Origin of the sequence: Alloalcanivorax gelatiniphagus (genome assembly GCF_005938655.1) — a bacterium.
Taxonomy (GTDB): Bacteria; Pseudomonadota; Gammaproteobacteria; order Pseudomonadales; family Alcanivoracaceae; genus Alloalcanivorax; species Alloalcanivorax gelatiniphagus.
Genome location: NZ_VCQT01000038.1, coordinates 145,507 through 158,609, shown reverse-complemented (window position 1 = coordinate 158,609; position 13,103 = coordinate 145,507). Strand labels below are relative to the sequence as shown.

Annotated in this window: 20 protein-coding genes; 18 read left to right on the top strand and 2 right to left on the bottom strand. The window is 54.9% G+C overall.

Features of this window, described 5'->3' with window-relative positions:
• Positions 1-94: 94 nt before the first annotated feature.
• From FGS76_RS13085 to FGS76_RS13035, 11 genes are all read left to right on the top strand, one after another.
• Entirely contained in the window at positions 95-811 is a 717-nt protein-coding gene (locus tag FGS76_RS13085) for an SDR family NAD(P)-dependent oxidoreductase (RefSeq protein ID WP_138773101.1), read from the top strand.
• Between the two features lie 114 nt (positions 812-925).
• A complete protein-coding gene (locus FGS76_RS13080; RefSeq protein WP_138773100.1) occupies positions 926-1,312 on the top strand; it encodes a tautomerase family protein in 387 nt (128 codons plus the stop codon).
• Positions 1,313-1,403: 91 nt separating this feature from the next.
• Positions 1,404-2,021 carry a LysE family translocator gene (locus FGS76_RS13075; protein ID WP_138773099.1) on the top strand — a complete coding sequence of 206 codons (618 nt, stop codon included), beginning with the start codon at positions 1,404-1,406 and terminating at the stop codon, positions 2,019-2,021.
• A gap of 77 nt (positions 2,022-2,098) precedes the next feature.
• Positions 2,099-2,605 carry a P-loop nucleotide/nucleoside kinase family protein gene (locus FGS76_RS13070; protein WP_138773098.1) on the top strand — a complete coding sequence of 169 codons (507 nt, stop codon included), beginning with the start codon at positions 2,099-2,101 and terminating at the stop codon, positions 2,603-2,605.
• 92 nt (positions 2,606-2,697) lie between these two features.
• A complete protein-coding gene (locus tag FGS76_RS13065) occupies positions 2,698-3,015 on the top strand; it encodes an antibiotic biosynthesis monooxygenase family protein (RefSeq protein WP_138773097.1) in 318 nt (105 codons plus the stop codon).
• A gap of 96 nt (positions 3,016-3,111) precedes the next feature.
• Complete coding sequence (locus FGS76_RS13060; RefSeq protein WP_138773096.1) at positions 3,112-3,699, top strand: hypothetical protein; 588 nt, start codon at positions 3,112-3,114, stop codon at positions 3,697-3,699.
• A gap of 38 nt (positions 3,700-3,737) precedes the next feature.
• Entirely contained in the window at positions 3,738-4,109 is a 372-nt protein-coding gene (locus FGS76_RS13055; protein ID WP_138773095.1) for a hypothetical protein, read from the top strand.
• Positions 4,106-4,693: a hypothetical protein gene (locus FGS76_RS13050; protein ID WP_138773094.1), complete on the top strand. Its 588-nt coding sequence runs from the start codon at positions 4,106-4,108 to the stop codon at positions 4,691-4,693. The genes FGS76_RS13055 and FGS76_RS13050 overlap by 4 nt, the downstream gene beginning before the upstream one ends.
• A 265-nt stretch (positions 4,694-4,958) precedes the next feature.
• The gene (locus tag FGS76_RS13045) at positions 4,959-5,501 is read left to right on the top strand and encodes a GNAT family N-acetyltransferase (RefSeq protein ID WP_138773093.1); all 543 of its coding nucleotides are present in this window, start codon (positions 4,959-4,961) and stop codon (positions 5,499-5,501) included.
• Between the two features lie 272 nt (positions 5,502-5,773).
• Positions 5,774-6,370 (top strand): HD-GYP domain-containing protein, encoded by a 597-nt coding sequence (locus FGS76_RS13040; protein WP_138773092.1) that lies wholly within the window; start codon positions 5,774-5,776, stop codon positions 6,368-6,370.
• A gap of 166 nt (positions 6,371-6,536) precedes the next feature.
• Positions 6,537-6,818: a putative quinol monooxygenase gene (locus FGS76_RS13035; RefSeq protein ID WP_138773091.1), complete on the top strand. Its 282-nt coding sequence runs from the start codon at positions 6,537-6,539 to the stop codon at positions 6,816-6,818.
• A gap of 25 nt (positions 6,819-6,843) precedes the next feature.
• Here FGS76_RS13035 and FGS76_RS19795 read toward each other — a convergent pair whose 3' ends face one another.
• Positions 6,844-6,966, bottom strand: a complete 123-nt coding sequence (locus FGS76_RS19795) for a hypothetical protein (RefSeq protein WP_276607934.1) — start codon at positions 6,964-6,966, stop codon at positions 6,844-6,846.
• Positions 6,967-7,783: 817 nt separating this feature from the next.
• Between FGS76_RS19795 and FGS76_RS13030 the strand changes: the two genes are divergently transcribed.
• Together FGS76_RS13030 and FGS76_RS13025 are read left to right on the top strand one after the other, a co-directional pair.
• Positions 7,784-8,209: an N-acetyltransferase gene (locus tag FGS76_RS13030; RefSeq protein ID WP_138773090.1), complete on the top strand. Its 426-nt coding sequence runs from the start codon at positions 7,784-7,786 to the stop codon at positions 8,207-8,209.
• A 304-nt stretch (positions 8,210-8,513) separates the two neighbouring features.
• On the top strand, positions 8,514-9,062 hold the full coding sequence (locus FGS76_RS13025; protein ID WP_138773089.1) for a hypothetical protein: 549 nt from the start codon (positions 8,514-8,516) through the stop codon (positions 9,060-9,062).
• 46 nt (positions 9,063-9,108) lie between these two features.
• Here FGS76_RS13025 and FGS76_RS13020 read toward each other — a convergent pair whose 3' ends face one another.
• Entirely contained in the window at positions 9,109-10,023 is a 915-nt protein-coding gene (locus FGS76_RS13020) for a LysR family transcriptional regulator (protein ID WP_138773088.1), read from the bottom strand.
• 94 nt (positions 10,024-10,117) lie between these two features.
• Here FGS76_RS13020 and FGS76_RS13015 point away from each other — a divergent pair, with 94 nt between their 5' ends.
• From FGS76_RS13015 to FGS76_RS12995, 5 genes are all read left to right on the top strand, one after another.
• The gene (locus tag FGS76_RS13015) at positions 10,118-10,639 is read left to right on the top strand and encodes a DMT family transporter (protein WP_138773087.1); all 522 of its coding nucleotides are present in this window, start codon (positions 10,118-10,120) and stop codon (positions 10,637-10,639) included.
• 122 nt (positions 10,640-10,761) lie between these two features.
• Positions 10,762-11,157 carry a VOC family protein gene (locus tag FGS76_RS13010; RefSeq protein ID WP_138773086.1) on the top strand — a complete coding sequence of 132 codons (396 nt, stop codon included), beginning with the start codon at positions 10,762-10,764 and terminating at the stop codon, positions 11,155-11,157.
• A 57-nt stretch (positions 11,158-11,214) separates the two neighbouring features.
• Positions 11,215-11,844 (top strand): type B chloramphenicol O-acetyltransferase, encoded by a 630-nt coding sequence (gene catB / locus FGS76_RS13005; protein ID WP_138773085.1) that lies wholly within the window; start codon positions 11,215-11,217, stop codon positions 11,842-11,844.
• On the top strand, positions 11,841-12,413 hold the full coding sequence (locus FGS76_RS13000; RefSeq protein WP_138773084.1) for a GNAT family N-acetyltransferase: 573 nt from the start codon (positions 11,841-11,843) through the stop codon (positions 12,411-12,413). Before catB ends, FGS76_RS13000 begins: the two co-directional genes overlap by 4 nt.
• A 69-nt stretch (positions 12,414-12,482) precedes the next feature.
• Positions 12,483-13,067, top strand: a complete 585-nt coding sequence (locus FGS76_RS12995; protein ID WP_138773083.1) for a hypothetical protein — start codon at positions 12,483-12,485, stop codon at positions 13,065-13,067.
• Positions 13,068-13,103 lie beyond the last annotated feature (36 nt).

Genomic DNA, 13,103 nt, shown 5'->3' with positions numbered 1-13,103 from the left:
ATCGCAGGCACAGCGACAGCTTCTCCATTGCGGCTGCGCCTCCATTACAAAGCCGCGCGTGCTGCGGGCGTTAGGCAAAAAGGAGGGTTGGTTCATGAAGTTAATGGTCGTTGGGGCGAGTAAAGGCCTGGGTCGAGCTTTTGTAGAAGGGTTATGCACGGCTGGTGATAATGTTGTTGGTGTTTCACGCCTGCGTCCGAAAGAGCTTAAGCTGCCTGATTTCGTTAGTCTTGATTGGATCGAAGCGGACCTAGGAACCCCTCTGGAGGCAGCCTTAGAGATTGAGCGGCAAACTCCCCCGGAGCTGGATGTGCTGATATACAATCTGGGAGTCTGGGAAGAGACGGCTTTTACGGATGAGTACAAGTTTCTTGATGATTCTGATGAGAGCATTGTTGGGATGGTGAATATCAACATCACTGGAACCATACTGCTGCTAAAAAGGCTTATTCCCAAACTTCTCAATTCCACTAATCCTCGATTGATTCTTACTGGTTCAACATCCGGGCTTCGCCAGAGTGGACGTCCGGAAGTTACGTTTGGCGCGTCAAAGTTTGCCCTGACAGGTATTGGTGACGCATTGAGAGAGGGTTTCCGAAAGGACGGTTTAGCGGTTACTTGTTTGCAGCTTGGCTACCTCAACACAGACGATGCTCTTTCTGTGCCATTGGATGAAGCCGCTCTCCGAGGTAACGGACAACTTGTACCCGTTCACGACGTAGTCAACGTTGTAAATACCCTCATTAACATGTCTAGCGCATCTTACGTCCGTGAACTTGTGCTGCCTGCTATATATGATGAACGGTTTTGACGTCTATTCAGCAGAAGCCTAACAATCGCAGTCACAGCGGCGGCTTTTCCGCTGCGGCTTGCCTTCACTACAAAGCCGCGCGTGCTGCGGGCGTTACACATTGCAGGAGGAACCGTGGTAGTTATCTATGGAATCAAAGAACACCTTAATCCGGTCAAGGCTCAGCTCTCTGAGGTCATTCACGGATGTATGCAGTCCGTACTCGGTATGCCTGAAGACAAGCGGGCTCATCGCTTTATCCCTATGGAATCTGAGGATTTTTATTACCCCGGTGGTAGGACGCCCGCATACACTGCCATCGAGATCAATATGATGGAGGGTAGAGCTTCCGAGACCCAAAAAGCTTTGATCAAGGAGCTATTCAGCAAGATTGAGTCCGAGGTTGGCATATCGCCCGTGGATGTTGAGGTCACGATCAAGGAGCAGCCACCCCACTGTTGGGGCTTTCGTGGCATGACTGGAGATGAGGCGCGCGACCTCAAGTACTCGATCAATGTGTAACAATGTGGTCAATGGAATGCCAACTACGCTGAGCTCCGTTGCCACCCAGTACCACTGGCGTTATACCCTTTAACGGAAAGGGAAACTTGAGATGATTTCTATAGAGTTTTTACTCACCTCCCTAGTGGTGGTTCTAATTCCAGGAACTGGGGTTTTGTATACCGTCGCAACAGGGCTCTTCGTAGGTAAACGTGCCAGTATATTTGCTGCATTCGGCTGCACCCTCGGTATCGTACCTGCATTTTTAGCAAGCGCTTTGGGTCTTGCCGCTATATTTCATACCAGTGCGCTCGCGTTTCAGGTTGTAAAATATGCTGGTGCTGCATACTTACTTTATCTTGCATGGCAAATGTGGCGATCTTCGGGTCCACTCTCTTTGAAAGATAATAAGTCAGCTACGCGATACACTGACACTATTGTAAAAGGGTTTTTGATCAATATCTTAAACCCTAAACTTTCTATATTCTTTCTGGCTTTTCTACCACAGTTTATCCCTAGCACAACCGATAGCGTTCTAGTTAGTATGATGGTTCTTGGGCTTTTTTTTATGCTTATGACTTTTGCTGTGTTTATTGTGTACGGTCTTCTTTCAGGCATTTTTAGCGATTATATTGTTAGGTCAAAAAGAGCCGGCACTGTCATGCAGAGAATTTTCGCTACAAGTTTTGCTGCGCTCGGACTTAAGTTGGCTTTTAGTGATCGGGTATAACAAGTCACGGAAGGCAGACCCGTGAGACGCGCCGCTTCGTTTTCGCGTTATGTTTCAGGTGAAATGTGGAAATTTCGATGCTGTATATATTCGGCGGCCTTCCGGCAACAGGCAAGAGCGAACTTTCCAAATTCTTGGCGTCGTCTATAGGCGCGGTTTACATTCGTATTGACACCATTGAACAAGAATTACGTAATGCAGGCTTTAAAAACCTTTACGATGAAGGCTATAAAATTGCGTTTTCTATAGCATTGGACAATTTGCGAAACGGTCTTTCAGTAGTCGCTGACTCTACTAATCCAGTTGCGGAGTCTCGGCAAGCATGGGTAAGCATCGCTAAAAAAGCTGAGGCGCCCTATACGGAAATAGAAATTATCTGCTCAAATAAATCAGAACATCGAAGCAGAGTTGAAAGCCGAAAATCGGATATTCCAAATCTTGTACCTCCTGACTGGGGAAGCGTAATTTCAAGGGAATATCAATTGTGGTATTCGGCTGATATTTTTTTGGATACGGCAGGAAAAACACCAGAACAATCTAAGCATGAGCTTAGTAAATTACTTAGTGCTAGCAATGAAACATAACAAGGGGCTGTTGTCACCACTATCGTGGCTGGGACGGTTTACGCTTCGCTCCAGCCGCCCCAGAGCTTTGCGTTAAATGTCTAGAGGGGACTATGTCAGAGATAGCAAAAACTCCTGATCCGCCGTATTACGCGGTGATTTTTAGTAGCCATCGCACCGAGGGAGACAATGGCTACGGGGCAATGGCAGACCGCATGGTCGAGTTGGCTGAAAGTCAACCGGGCTTCTTGGGTATGGAGTCCGTGCGCGAGGGTTTAGGTATCACCGTTTCTTACTGGGAGAGCCTGGAGTCCATTACTAATTGGAAAAAGAACGCAGAGCATAAAGAAGCCCAGAGACTTGGCCATAAAAAATGGTACTCAAGCTTTCGAGTTCGTGTTGCGCGGGTAGAGCGTGAGTATGGCATTTGACCAGTCAATTAAGTTCGTTCCGGCCTGCGGCTTCCACCGGACTCCCTAGCCGGGCGCCGCTTATCATCGGCGTTAGCCCTTCCGAGGAAAATATCAATGTCTATCGCAAGCACTCCCCGCTCCAACTTTGTAACCGTGGTTGCGTGGATCTTTATTGTGCTGAGTGGTTTCGCCTCATTGGTTTCGCTTCTTCAGAACTTGATGTTGCACTTCGCAATGCCAATGGATGAGATGAGGCAACACATGTCAGGTCAAGCCGTGGAGCAAATGCCAGCCGCTGCAATGTTCATTCTTGGGCACATTGAGCTCATATTCGCAGCATTTCTGGTTGTATGCCTGGGCACTCTTGCGTCTTCCATCGGCCTCCTTAAAAGGAAAAATTGGGCTCGCATCGCGTTCGTCGCGCTCATGCTTCTCGGAGTGTTTTGGAATCTTGGAGGGCTGGTTCTTCAGCAAATAGTCATGTCGCAAATGCCCATTGCACCGGACGCTGCGCCGGATTTTCAATCTAATTTCGAATTTATGATGACGCTAATGAGGGTGGTGGCAGCCTTATTCGCGCTTGGCATGTCGACCTTGTTCGGATGGATCGCTTGGCGATTGTGGTCGCCAAGTATCGTTGCCGAATTTGGCGGGGTGGACCTTGCTGAAGGCCGGGGCGAAAAAAGTGTTGCAGGCGACTGAAATGCGCCTGAAAACAGGCGTGAGCCGGAAAATAGAGTATGCGAAATATATTCCTGGTATTAGCGCTGGCAGTCATATTCGGCTGCTCAGCTGAGTCATCCAGCCCTCAAGTAACATTCTCCTTTCCTGCGTCAAAAGAGAATTTGATTAAGGCGCGTGAGGTGTTGAATGAATTGGCTATCGAAAATAATTTGACGTCCGAAGACGGCTCTCGCAAGTTCCCAAGTGGCACAGCGACAACCATTGCCGTTGCGGAAAGGGTGGATGGGCTGAAACTGGTTCTGTTGGGCGCGCCGGAAATGGGGAAGATCTCTATTGCGGTTCACTGCCATGAGGGATGCAAAGAGTGGCAGGGCATGTATCAAGTGGCAAAAGCTCGGTTTGCGGAGCATTGGGAGATTACGGAGTGAGCACTCTGCCAAATAAGCGCGTGTTGTTGGGCCGGTTTTCCGGTGCGAACCAAACCAGCCGTAAATGCGGGCTTTATGAGAAATCCATGAAAATTTCGGTATTGGTCTTGCTCGCTTTTTTATCTGGGTGTGCCGCTGTAGATGTTTCAAAGACAGATGTGGTTGGCGGTATCGTTGGTAAATGCTATGAATTCACGGAAGAAGGTGAGCTTTTAAAAGTTAGTGGCTCGGATAAAGAGCGCGTAATGAAGTTTACGTGGTCATATTTGTTTTTGAGCACGGAGGGTCAGAGTCTTCGTCGTAAAAATAAGGATGTCGAACTTGTCAAAACTCTTGAGCCCGGAACGAAGCTGGAAATTACCAAGGTTATTAAGTATCCATATGGCTCTGCTGGTCAATGTTGGGTGGTAAAGGCAAGGTTGCTGGACGTGGACACTAAAGGGAAGGCCGTTGAAATACCTTCATGTTGGGTATGGGATAAACCAATATGGGTTTCGCCAGAATCCCCGTCTCAATTAGAGCAGGGGCCTGAGCACGAATTGCGCGTTGATACACCGGTGTTGACGCCCAGCCCGTGCTCATGAAAAAGGTTCATCGCACCTTGGCGGGAAACTACGCGTCAGCCGGGGAGTGGCTCAGGGGGCGAGCCCTTCCGGGCCCTCTGGGTCGGAGCGACTGGGTGGTTTCTGGTTCAGTGGCGATGAAGATGACGTCGGGGTTGATCGCGGCTGAAGCCGCTCCTACAGAAGCCCCGGAAGGTGCGCACACGGATCCACGTCCCGGATAGAGGCCCCTGCCTCAAACGGGGGTACACTCGGCGGTTTCGGTGCCAGCACTTGTGGATAGTTTATGAAAGCGATTGAGACTGATCGGCTGTTGCTTAGAAACTTCGCGGCGGAAGACGCCGCAGGCCTGTTCGAGTACCTGCATGAGCCTCGGGTGAGCTGCTTCTTTTCACAAAGACTTGAGGACATGGCCGCCGCGCTTAAGGATGTCAGGAAGCGTAGCAGCAGCGATGACTATGTCGCAGTGTGTCTGAAGGATACCGGCCAGCTGATCGGTGACCTGTTTGCGCATGCCGGGGATGAGCCGGATACGTTCTCCGTCGGGTGGAACTTCAATGCCCGGTTTGGCGGCGCAGGGCTGGCCACCGAGGCCGCGCAAACCTTGTTCCAGTATTTGTTCGCGGCGAAGTCTACCCGCCGCCTCTTTGCCTACGTGGAAGACGATAACGTCGCGTCACAGCGTCTTTGTGAGAAATTAGGAATGCGACACGAAGGGACCTTTAAAGAGTTCGTTTCATTCGAGAACGACAGTGATGGGCGCCCTGTCTTCGTTGATACCAGGCAGTACGCCATTTTGCTTAAAGAGTGGGTGGGATATCGAAAATAAGGGATCGAGTTCCCTCCTTGAAGACTGCAAGATGGTGCGATACGGCGGCCATCTATGGCAATACGAATCGGAGCACTAAGTTCGGACGCCGCCCATCGCCAATGTGCTTACCAGGAAGCGGGAGCGGCGAAGTCGTGGGGTTTGTGGCCTGCTTGAATTTATGCTTTTATTTGCCTATATCGCAAACAGCAATGTGATCACGGGCTGGCCACCCATTGGGTACTGGAGCCAGCGTTTCATTACATGTTGGGCGTCACCAGAAGGGGGGGGCGATGTCTTCCACCAACATGCCGGATTGGCAAAATCCCTGTCCCGCGCTTATCACCGCTTTGTGCGCACGCGATACCTATACCAGAGGTCATTGCGACCGGGTCCACAGGTTGGCGCTGGCAATGGGCGAGGCAGCCAAACTGAGCGCCTCTTCATTGGATGCCCTGCGTATTGCCAGCCAATTGCATGATGTGGGCAAGATTGGGGTACGTGACAGGGTGCTGTTGAAGCCAGGGGGGCTTACACCGGAAGAATGGGAGGAGATGAAAACTCATTCGACCATCGGGGAGCGCATCGTCAAGGCTGTATTGCTGCCGAACGCGGCCGAGGTGGCATCCATCGTCAGGCATCACCATGAGTCGTTTGATGGGAGCGGATACCCTGACGGGCTGGCGGGTACGCAGATTCCAAGGGCTTGCCGAATTCTCCTGGTCGTCGATGCCTATGATGCGATGACCACCGGTAGGCCTTACCATAGCGCCAGGTCACACGACGAGACCATGAGCATCCTGAGCGAGGAAGCCGGCACTAAGCTTGATCCCGATATGTTTTCGTTGTTTTCAGCTGTGATTGAGAACAGCTCCTGCCGCGCCAGATAATTTTCAAGGCTAAAAGATGCTGCTGAAACGGGGAGTTACGCCACTGGGTTACGGTCACTTCAGGCCGGAGAGCACCACCGCCCCTCGGGTCGACGGGGTCTTCAAGATAGTCCACCCGTTTCGAGAAGAATGTCGTTCAATGAACGTCGAGCCACGTAGTTAGCCCGTGGCCAGGATCATTCTTGAGGGCCATATCGTTGTCCTCGACGTGGACCTTGCCGCCGTCCTGGCGGAGCTTCCCAATCACATCCGGTTGACCCTTGAGGAGGCGGGCTGTTTACGCTTCGAGGTGACACAGAAGCCGGACAATAAGAATGTCTTTTGCGTGTCCGAAGAGTTTGTTGATCGGGCCTCATTTGATGCCCACCAGCGCCGCGTTCAGTCGTCCGAATGGGTTAGAGTCACCTCTGGTGTGGAAAGGCACTATGAAGTGAAGGAGTGTGAATAATCCAAAAGAGACCCGATTGGCCTTCTCATTTCGCCGTCGCTTCGGGGTTATCAGTTGTTGTAAAGTTCAGTGTTGTTTTGGGTGGAAAAATGATTAAGCAGCCTTCATCAGATTCAGGGTGTGGGATCGCCTGCATGGCAAATGTCATCGGGAAGTCCTACAAAGAAACATATAAATTAATGTCTAATAAGCGATGCAAGAATATAGATGATGATAACGTTACGCGGGATCAAATTAAGAGGTTTTTGTCGTCGTTGGAGGTCAGTTTTTTCTGCAGAAAGCATTTAAAAAAAGGCATTTCGGCATTGCTTTACGTGCCCTGGCCGGATGATAAGCGTTATAGACACTGGATAATTTTTCACGATGAGCGATTCTGGGATCCCGCTCCGGGCAGATCATGCCCGACCTATAGGTATTGCACTGGGCCAAAGGAAATAATAGAAATTAAGTCAAGGTTCGCCATTGATAATTTGAATAAAATGGCGCGGTTAAGAAAGTGTTAACCGGTTTTCTGGCGCTATCTTAGCTGCGTTATAAAATTAAGGTCCAACGCGCCAGCATTTATTCCGTTGCCAACCATTAATGAGCGCGAGCTTTAAGTGCCATGAAGGCGTGCCTGGGAGCTTGCCGCTGTGGCCGACAGGCGCCCGGATGACCTGGCGTTGCAGGAGCTGCAGGGCGGCGTGGTTCTCGGAGACGTGGGCATTCCGCCAGCTCTTCGGGGAGCCCTTATGGCTCCAGGCTGAAGAGGTTCCCGATTGCGATAGGTGCGGCAGGGCCATGGAATTTCTGGCTCAGCTGGCTCAGCTGGAGCAGGGGCCGGACTGGAGGACCGAGATGAATTTCGGCGGCGGTGGGGTGGCGTACTTGTTCCAACTGTGACGGCAGTGATTCCGCCAAGTTCCTATGGCAGTGCTAGCGCTTCCTCGCTTAAACGTTCTTTTAATATCCGATGAGAATAAGACATGATTCGCGATTATCGGCCCGCCGATATTGATCAGGTGCTGGCAATCTGGCTAGCTGCTTCAATCGAAGCCCATCACTTCATCGAACCGGCGTTTTGGCAATCCAAGATGGGGGAGATGCGTAATGTATACATCCCCGCGTCTGAGACCTTTGTCTATGAAGATGAGGGAGTTGTGGTCGGGTTCTACAGCCTGTACGAAAACACCCTGGCGGCGATCTTTGTGGCGCCGGGTTCGCAGGGCAAAGGGGTTGGTTCGGTCTTGCTTGATGATGCGAAGAGCAGGCGAGCAAAATTGAAGCTGACCGTGTACAAAGAGAATGCGGCCAGCATCCGCTTCTATCGGAACAACGGATTTTCGGTGCTCCAAGAGCAGATTGACGAGCACACCGGTCATTCGGAGCTGATTATGGAGCATCGTTCTTAGCAAGGTGCGCCGGTACCAGGTCGTCGCCTTCCTGGCTGAACAATGACCCGGAGAAGCCCTTTGAAGATGGGGATCAGGGCTGGCAAATACAGGCGGTTCGTATCGGTGACGATCTCCATATAAGGCAATCCGACCCTGACGACGGCGACGAGTACGACAACATAGCGGTGCCGTTTGAGGTGTTCGCTGAGAAAGCCAAGGGCGTTGAGCGTCGGGCTCTCGAAGTGATCGATGCTCTTTCCGCGCAGCTTGGGGTTGATGTCTGGTCGGCCTATCTGACGGAGGCCGGCTTCGGAACTGAAGAATGGCCGGTTCCGAAGCCGAAGCGGTCGGGTGGCTTTCTCAAACGATTGTTCGGCCTGGGTGGCCGATAGGGGCGGAGATGGGGTCCACCACATTCGACGATTTCGATCATTTTCTGGACGGCAAGGATTACGACTCCCAGGACTGGTGCGATGGCGGCGAGGCCGAAGATGCCGAGGAGCTCCTGGCTCAATTCGAAGCCGGCGACTGGCAAGCCCTGAAAGAAGCGTGGCGCAGCAGAGGTCAGCTTTGGCAGGGGTGTCTGGCCACGATTCTCTGCCCTCAGCAAGGTCATCACGCGCAGGATATCCTCGTGGATATGGCCGGCTGTGATAATCCCGACATTGCGTTCGAGGCGATGGCGGTGATCTGCTTTTACTGTGGCGTCAACGCGGACCGTCGCGGCCCGTTTTATGATGCTTCAATCGTTCATGATGAATTCAGGGCGCGGCTTTCCGCGAACCGGGCTTTCGTTGAATCCTTACCCGAGAAAGGCAAGGCCATCGGCGCCGGGTATGACATGTTGCAGAGTATTTTGCGGGGCGTATAACCGCGGGTAGCTGGCCCGGGCGGGGGCGGCGGGGTGATGCCAGGGCTTACGGGCCGGCGTCCTGAAGCAGGCCAATGATCGTTTGCCGCAGCCAGTTGTGGCCCGGGTCGCTCTCCCGTCGGGAATGCCAGATCATGTTGAACTCAAAGGGGTCAATGGGGAACGGTGGCGTAAAGAACTGAAGCCGCGGGTCATCCAGAAACAGATCAAAGCTGTGGCGCGCCGCCGTCAGGATAAAGTCCGTGTCCGCTACTACCTGGGTAGCGACGCCCCAGTGGGGCAGGGCCAGCGCCACCCGGCGGCTGACGCCCGCGCGGCTCAGTGCCTTCTCTATTTCGTTGTTTTCCGTGCTTTGCATGGCCACAAGAACATGGGGTCGGGCAAGCCATTGGGTTTTATCGAGGTCGCCGCTTTCCGGCAACGTCTTTTTGTCGGCCACACAGGTGAAGTGCTCGATAAAGAGGGTGTGGGTGCGTATTTCGGTGGGCAGTTCCTGGGGGAAAACGCCAAAGGCCATGTCGATATCGCCTTCGTCGACGTCAGCGAGCATCGACGCTCGGCTACCCTGGCGGACTTGAAGATCAATCCCCGGAGCCTGCCTCCTTAACAGCGGCGCCAGGCCGGGCAGAATCGCACGGGCTCCGTAGTCCGACATGGCGAGCTTGAACACCCGTTGTGCGGCGGCGGGGTCAAAGGCGGGTTGCTCTATCAGAGCACCGAGCCGGTCCAGCGCTTCCGTCAGTGGCGGGAGCAGTTCGGAGGCCCGGGACGTGAGTTCGAGCCCGCCGGCCCGGCGCACCAGCAAGGGGTCGTCAAAGATCCGCCGCAGGCTGGCCAATGCATGGCTGACCGCCGGTTGGCTTTTGTGCAGGCGCAGCGCCGCCCGGGACACGTGTTTTTCCATCAACAACGCGTGCAGCGTGACCAGCAGGTTGAGATCAATACGCCTCAGAGTATTCATGTGGCGAATAGTATGGAATAAAAAGTGTGATTTCAATTCGCTATTAGAATCATGAAAGATGAGAGCCTCTTCAGGTCCTATCGGGAGTCTCGCTATGAACTTATCCATGACCGGGCTGGTGCTTGGCGCCGTGGCGGTGGTGGCCGGCGCGCTGGTGCCGCTTCAGGCTGGCAGTAATGCTGAACTGGGCCGCGCGCTGGGTCACCCGCTTTGGGCCACCCTGGTGTCGTTGGCCGTCAGCATGCTTATTGTGGTTCCCATCCTCCTGGCGATGCGGGTGCCGCTGCCCGCCGTGGGGGAGCTGGGGCGGTTGCCGGTGTGGGTGTGGTTCGGCGGCATCACCGGCGCGGTCTATGTGTCGGCCGCGTTGATACTGGTGCCGAGGGTGGGGGCCACCAGCTTTATTGTGTGCGTGGTCGCCGGGCAGTTGATCGCCTCGTTGCTGCTGGACTACTTCGGCTGGATGAACCTGCCGGTGAGAGAAATCGGAGTCGGCCGGCTGGTGGGTGTCGCGCTGGTGCTCACGGGCATGCTGACCGTGCAGTGGTTTTCCTCGGTCACGCCGCCGGCCCGGGCTGCCGCCGAGGCGATGGCTGCCCCTCCCAAGCCGCGCTGAACCGGTACAATGGCCCCGGCGGCGACCATGGACGTGCGCCTTTGCCGAGCGGCTTAGCCCCTGTCACTGCTGCCAGGGGCTGTGGCGGTCTCGATTCAGGGTTAAGAGCAAGGAGAGAGTGTGTGTTTGATCATATCTGTACCTATGCCACGGATTACCCGGCCACCAAGGCATTCTATGAGGCGGCGTTTTCGGCGTTGGGCTATTCGCTCCAAGTTGAATTCGTGGCGGAATGGAACCAGGATTTCCCCACCCAGAGGCGATGCGGTTTCGGAATCAATGGCAAGCCATCTTACTGGGTCATCGAAACCCGGGAAGCCTGGACGCCAAGGCACCTGGCGTTCGCCGCCGGGTCCCGCCGGCAGGTGGATGACTTCTATAAGGAGGTAATGGCAAAGGGCGGCGTGGACAATGGTAAGCCGGGTCTGCGTCCCTCCTACCATGAGAACTACTATGGGGCCTTTGTGATTGATCCGGACGGCAACAATATCGAAGCCGTCTGCCATCGGCCGGAGTAGCGGGCGGGCGCCGGATGGGCCTGCAGTATCCGGGCAGATTATTGTTTTGTGAGTGTCATGAATAACTATTTCGAAAGCCCTTTCAAGGGCAAGTTTCTTTCCGACCAGGTCCAGAACCCCAACATCAAGGTCGGGCGGTACAGCTACTATTCCGGCTATTACCATGGCCATTCATTCGACGATTGCGCCCGTTATCTTTTGCCGGACCGGGATGACGTGGACCAGCTGATCGTCGGCAGTTTTTGCTCCATCGGGTCCGGGGCGGCTTTTATCATGGCCGGCAATCAGGGCCACCGATATGACTGGGCAACCTCTTTCCCGTTCTTCTATATGCAGGAGGAGCCGGCGTTCGCGGCATCCACGGATGCTTTCCAGCGGGCCGGCGACACGGTGATCGGCAGCGATGTGTGGATCGGCTCGGAGGCCATGATCATGCCCGGCGTCCAGGTCGGCCATGGCGCGGTGATCGGCAGCCGCGCTTTGGTGGTCAAGGACGTGGAGCCCTATACCATCGTCGGTGGCAACCCGGCGAAGCCACTCAGGAAGCGCTTCTCCGAGCAGGAAATCGCCATGCTTCTGGAGATGGCGTGGTGGGACTGGCCGCTGGATCACATCAAGGAAGCCATGCCGCTGCTGTGTTCGTCTGATATTGCCGGCTTGTATCGTTGCTGGAAGGGATTCCGGTGAGCCAGATCATTCAGCCTGTCACCCCGCGTTTGCATCTCCGCCAGTGGGCCGAGCGTGACCTGAGTGCCTTTGCCGGTATGTGTGCTGACCCGGAAGTGATGAGGTTCTTCCCGGGCACTCTGGAGCGCTCCGAGAGTGACCTGATGGCGCGGACATGCGAGCAACTTATCGCGGAGAGGGGCTGGGGGATATGGGCCGTCGAGCTGCTGGAGAGTGGGGCGTTGATCGGCATCGCCGGCCTTCATATCCCCCGCCATGATTTGCCGTTCTCCCCCTGCGTAGAGGTCCTATGGCGGTTGGCTCGGCCCTACTGGGGCAATGGTTATGCCACGGAAGCGGCCGAAGCGTCGTTGCAGGTGGGCTTCGAGCAACTCGAGTTGGAAGAGATCGTGTCCTTTGCCGTGCTTGAAAACCGCCGCTCCCGCGCCGTTATGGAAAGAATCGGGATGACGGATACCGGCAGGGACTTCGATCACCCGGCGCTGCCTGAAACCAGCCTATTGCGTCGGCACTGCCTGTACAGCCTGTCCCGGCGGGATTGGTCGAAAAATTGCGAACGCCTCGACTGAGTCGGTGGAAATGTGCCGGGCAAATCCCTATACAGTACGGCGATTCGCTTTTTTCAAGGAGGAACCCTTATGCCGTTTTCCCTGCGTACAGCCGGACTTTCCGGCGCTCTGTCGGCCGCTGCTCTGGCCATCACCTTGATTGCCGGTTGCTCGGATCCGTCCTCGGAGGGCGGTTCGGAGCCGGCGAATCCCTCATCGACCCAGCCTTCCTCCGAGGAGGGCGCGGCGGACGCGACAACCCCGGAACAGGCGGCCGCCTCCGAGACCACGGGCGGTGACGGTTCGGCGATTACGCTGAATGCCCTGACCGAGCAAGACATGCGCCAGGCGGAGCTGCCCGGCGAACTGGGATGCCAGTTCACCACCGAGGATGGGCAGGTGCTGTTGATCGCCATGGGCAATGTGGCGTCGTCGGAGCCGGCCCGGGGCGTGGTCAAGGTGGCCGGCTATGTGGAGCCCGTCTCCGCGCCGGGTGGCTTCGACGGTATCACGGACTCCCCGACCTTTAATGGCAAAGGCAAGACGGTTCAAGTCCAGGTCACCGGTAAGCCCACCGAAGGCGGCGAGTCACCGCCACGGCCGGCCACCTTGACCTATGACCGGGCCGATGGCGCGCAACGGACCTGGCCGGGCCAGTGGCGGTGCGGGCCTTAGCGCGATATCGGTGGGCGTGTGGGTTTTCGCCTGCAA

Excerpts from the sequence above, each read along its gene's own strand:
- FGS76_RS13075 (WP_138773099.1), top strand. The coding sequence starts at position 1,404 with ATGATTTCTATAGAGTTTTTACTCACCTCCCTAGTGGTGGTTCTAATT.
- catB (WP_138773085.1), top strand. The coding sequence starts at position 11,215 with ATGAATAACTATTTCGAAAGCCCTTTCAAGGGCAAGTTTCTTTCCGAC.
- FGS76_RS13070 (WP_138773098.1), top strand. The coding sequence starts at position 2,099 with ATGCTGTATATATTCGGCGGCCTTCCGGCAACAGGCAAGAGCGAACTT.
- FGS76_RS13085 (WP_138773101.1), top strand. The coding sequence starts at position 95 with ATGAAGTTAATGGTCGTTGGGGCGAGTAAAGGCCTGGGTCGAGCTTTT.
- FGS76_RS13015 (WP_138773087.1), top strand. The coding sequence starts at position 10,118 with ATGAACTTATCCATGACCGGGCTGGTGCTTGGCGCCGTGGCGGTGGTG.
- FGS76_RS13030 (WP_138773090.1), top strand. The coding sequence starts at position 7,784 with ATGATTCGCGATTATCGGCCCGCCGATATTGATCAGGTGCTGGCAATC.
- FGS76_RS12995 (WP_138773083.1), top strand. The coding sequence starts at position 12,483 with ATGCCGTTTTCCCTGCGTACAGCCGGACTTTCCGGCGCTCTGTCGGCC.
- FGS76_RS13025 (WP_138773089.1), top strand. The coding sequence starts at position 8,514 with ATGGCCGGTTCCGAAGCCGAAGCGGTCGGGTGGCTTTCTCAAACGATT.
- FGS76_RS13065 (WP_138773097.1), top strand. The coding sequence starts at position 2,698 with ATGTCAGAGATAGCAAAAACTCCTGATCCGCCGTATTACGCGGTGATT.
- FGS76_RS13055 (WP_138773095.1), top strand. The coding sequence starts at position 3,738 with ATGCGAAATATATTCCTGGTATTAGCGCTGGCAGTCATATTCGGCTGC.
- FGS76_RS13045 (WP_138773093.1), top strand. The coding sequence starts at position 4,959 with ATGAAAGCGATTGAGACTGATCGGCTGTTGCTTAGAAACTTCGCGGCG.
- FGS76_RS19795 (WP_276607934.1), bottom strand. The coding sequence starts at position 6,966 with ATGACATTTGCCATGCAGGCGATCCCACACCCTGAATCTGATGAAGGC.
- FGS76_RS13020 (WP_138773088.1), bottom strand. The coding sequence starts at position 10,023 with ATGAATACTCTGAGGCGTATTGATCTCAACCTGCTGGTCACGCTGCAC.
- FGS76_RS13060 (WP_138773096.1), top strand. The coding sequence starts at position 3,112 with ATGTCTATCGCAAGCACTCCCCGCTCCAACTTTGTAACCGTGGTTGCG.
- FGS76_RS13040 (WP_138773092.1), top strand. The coding sequence starts at position 5,774 with ATGTCTTCCACCAACATGCCGGATTGGCAAAATCCCTGTCCCGCGCTT.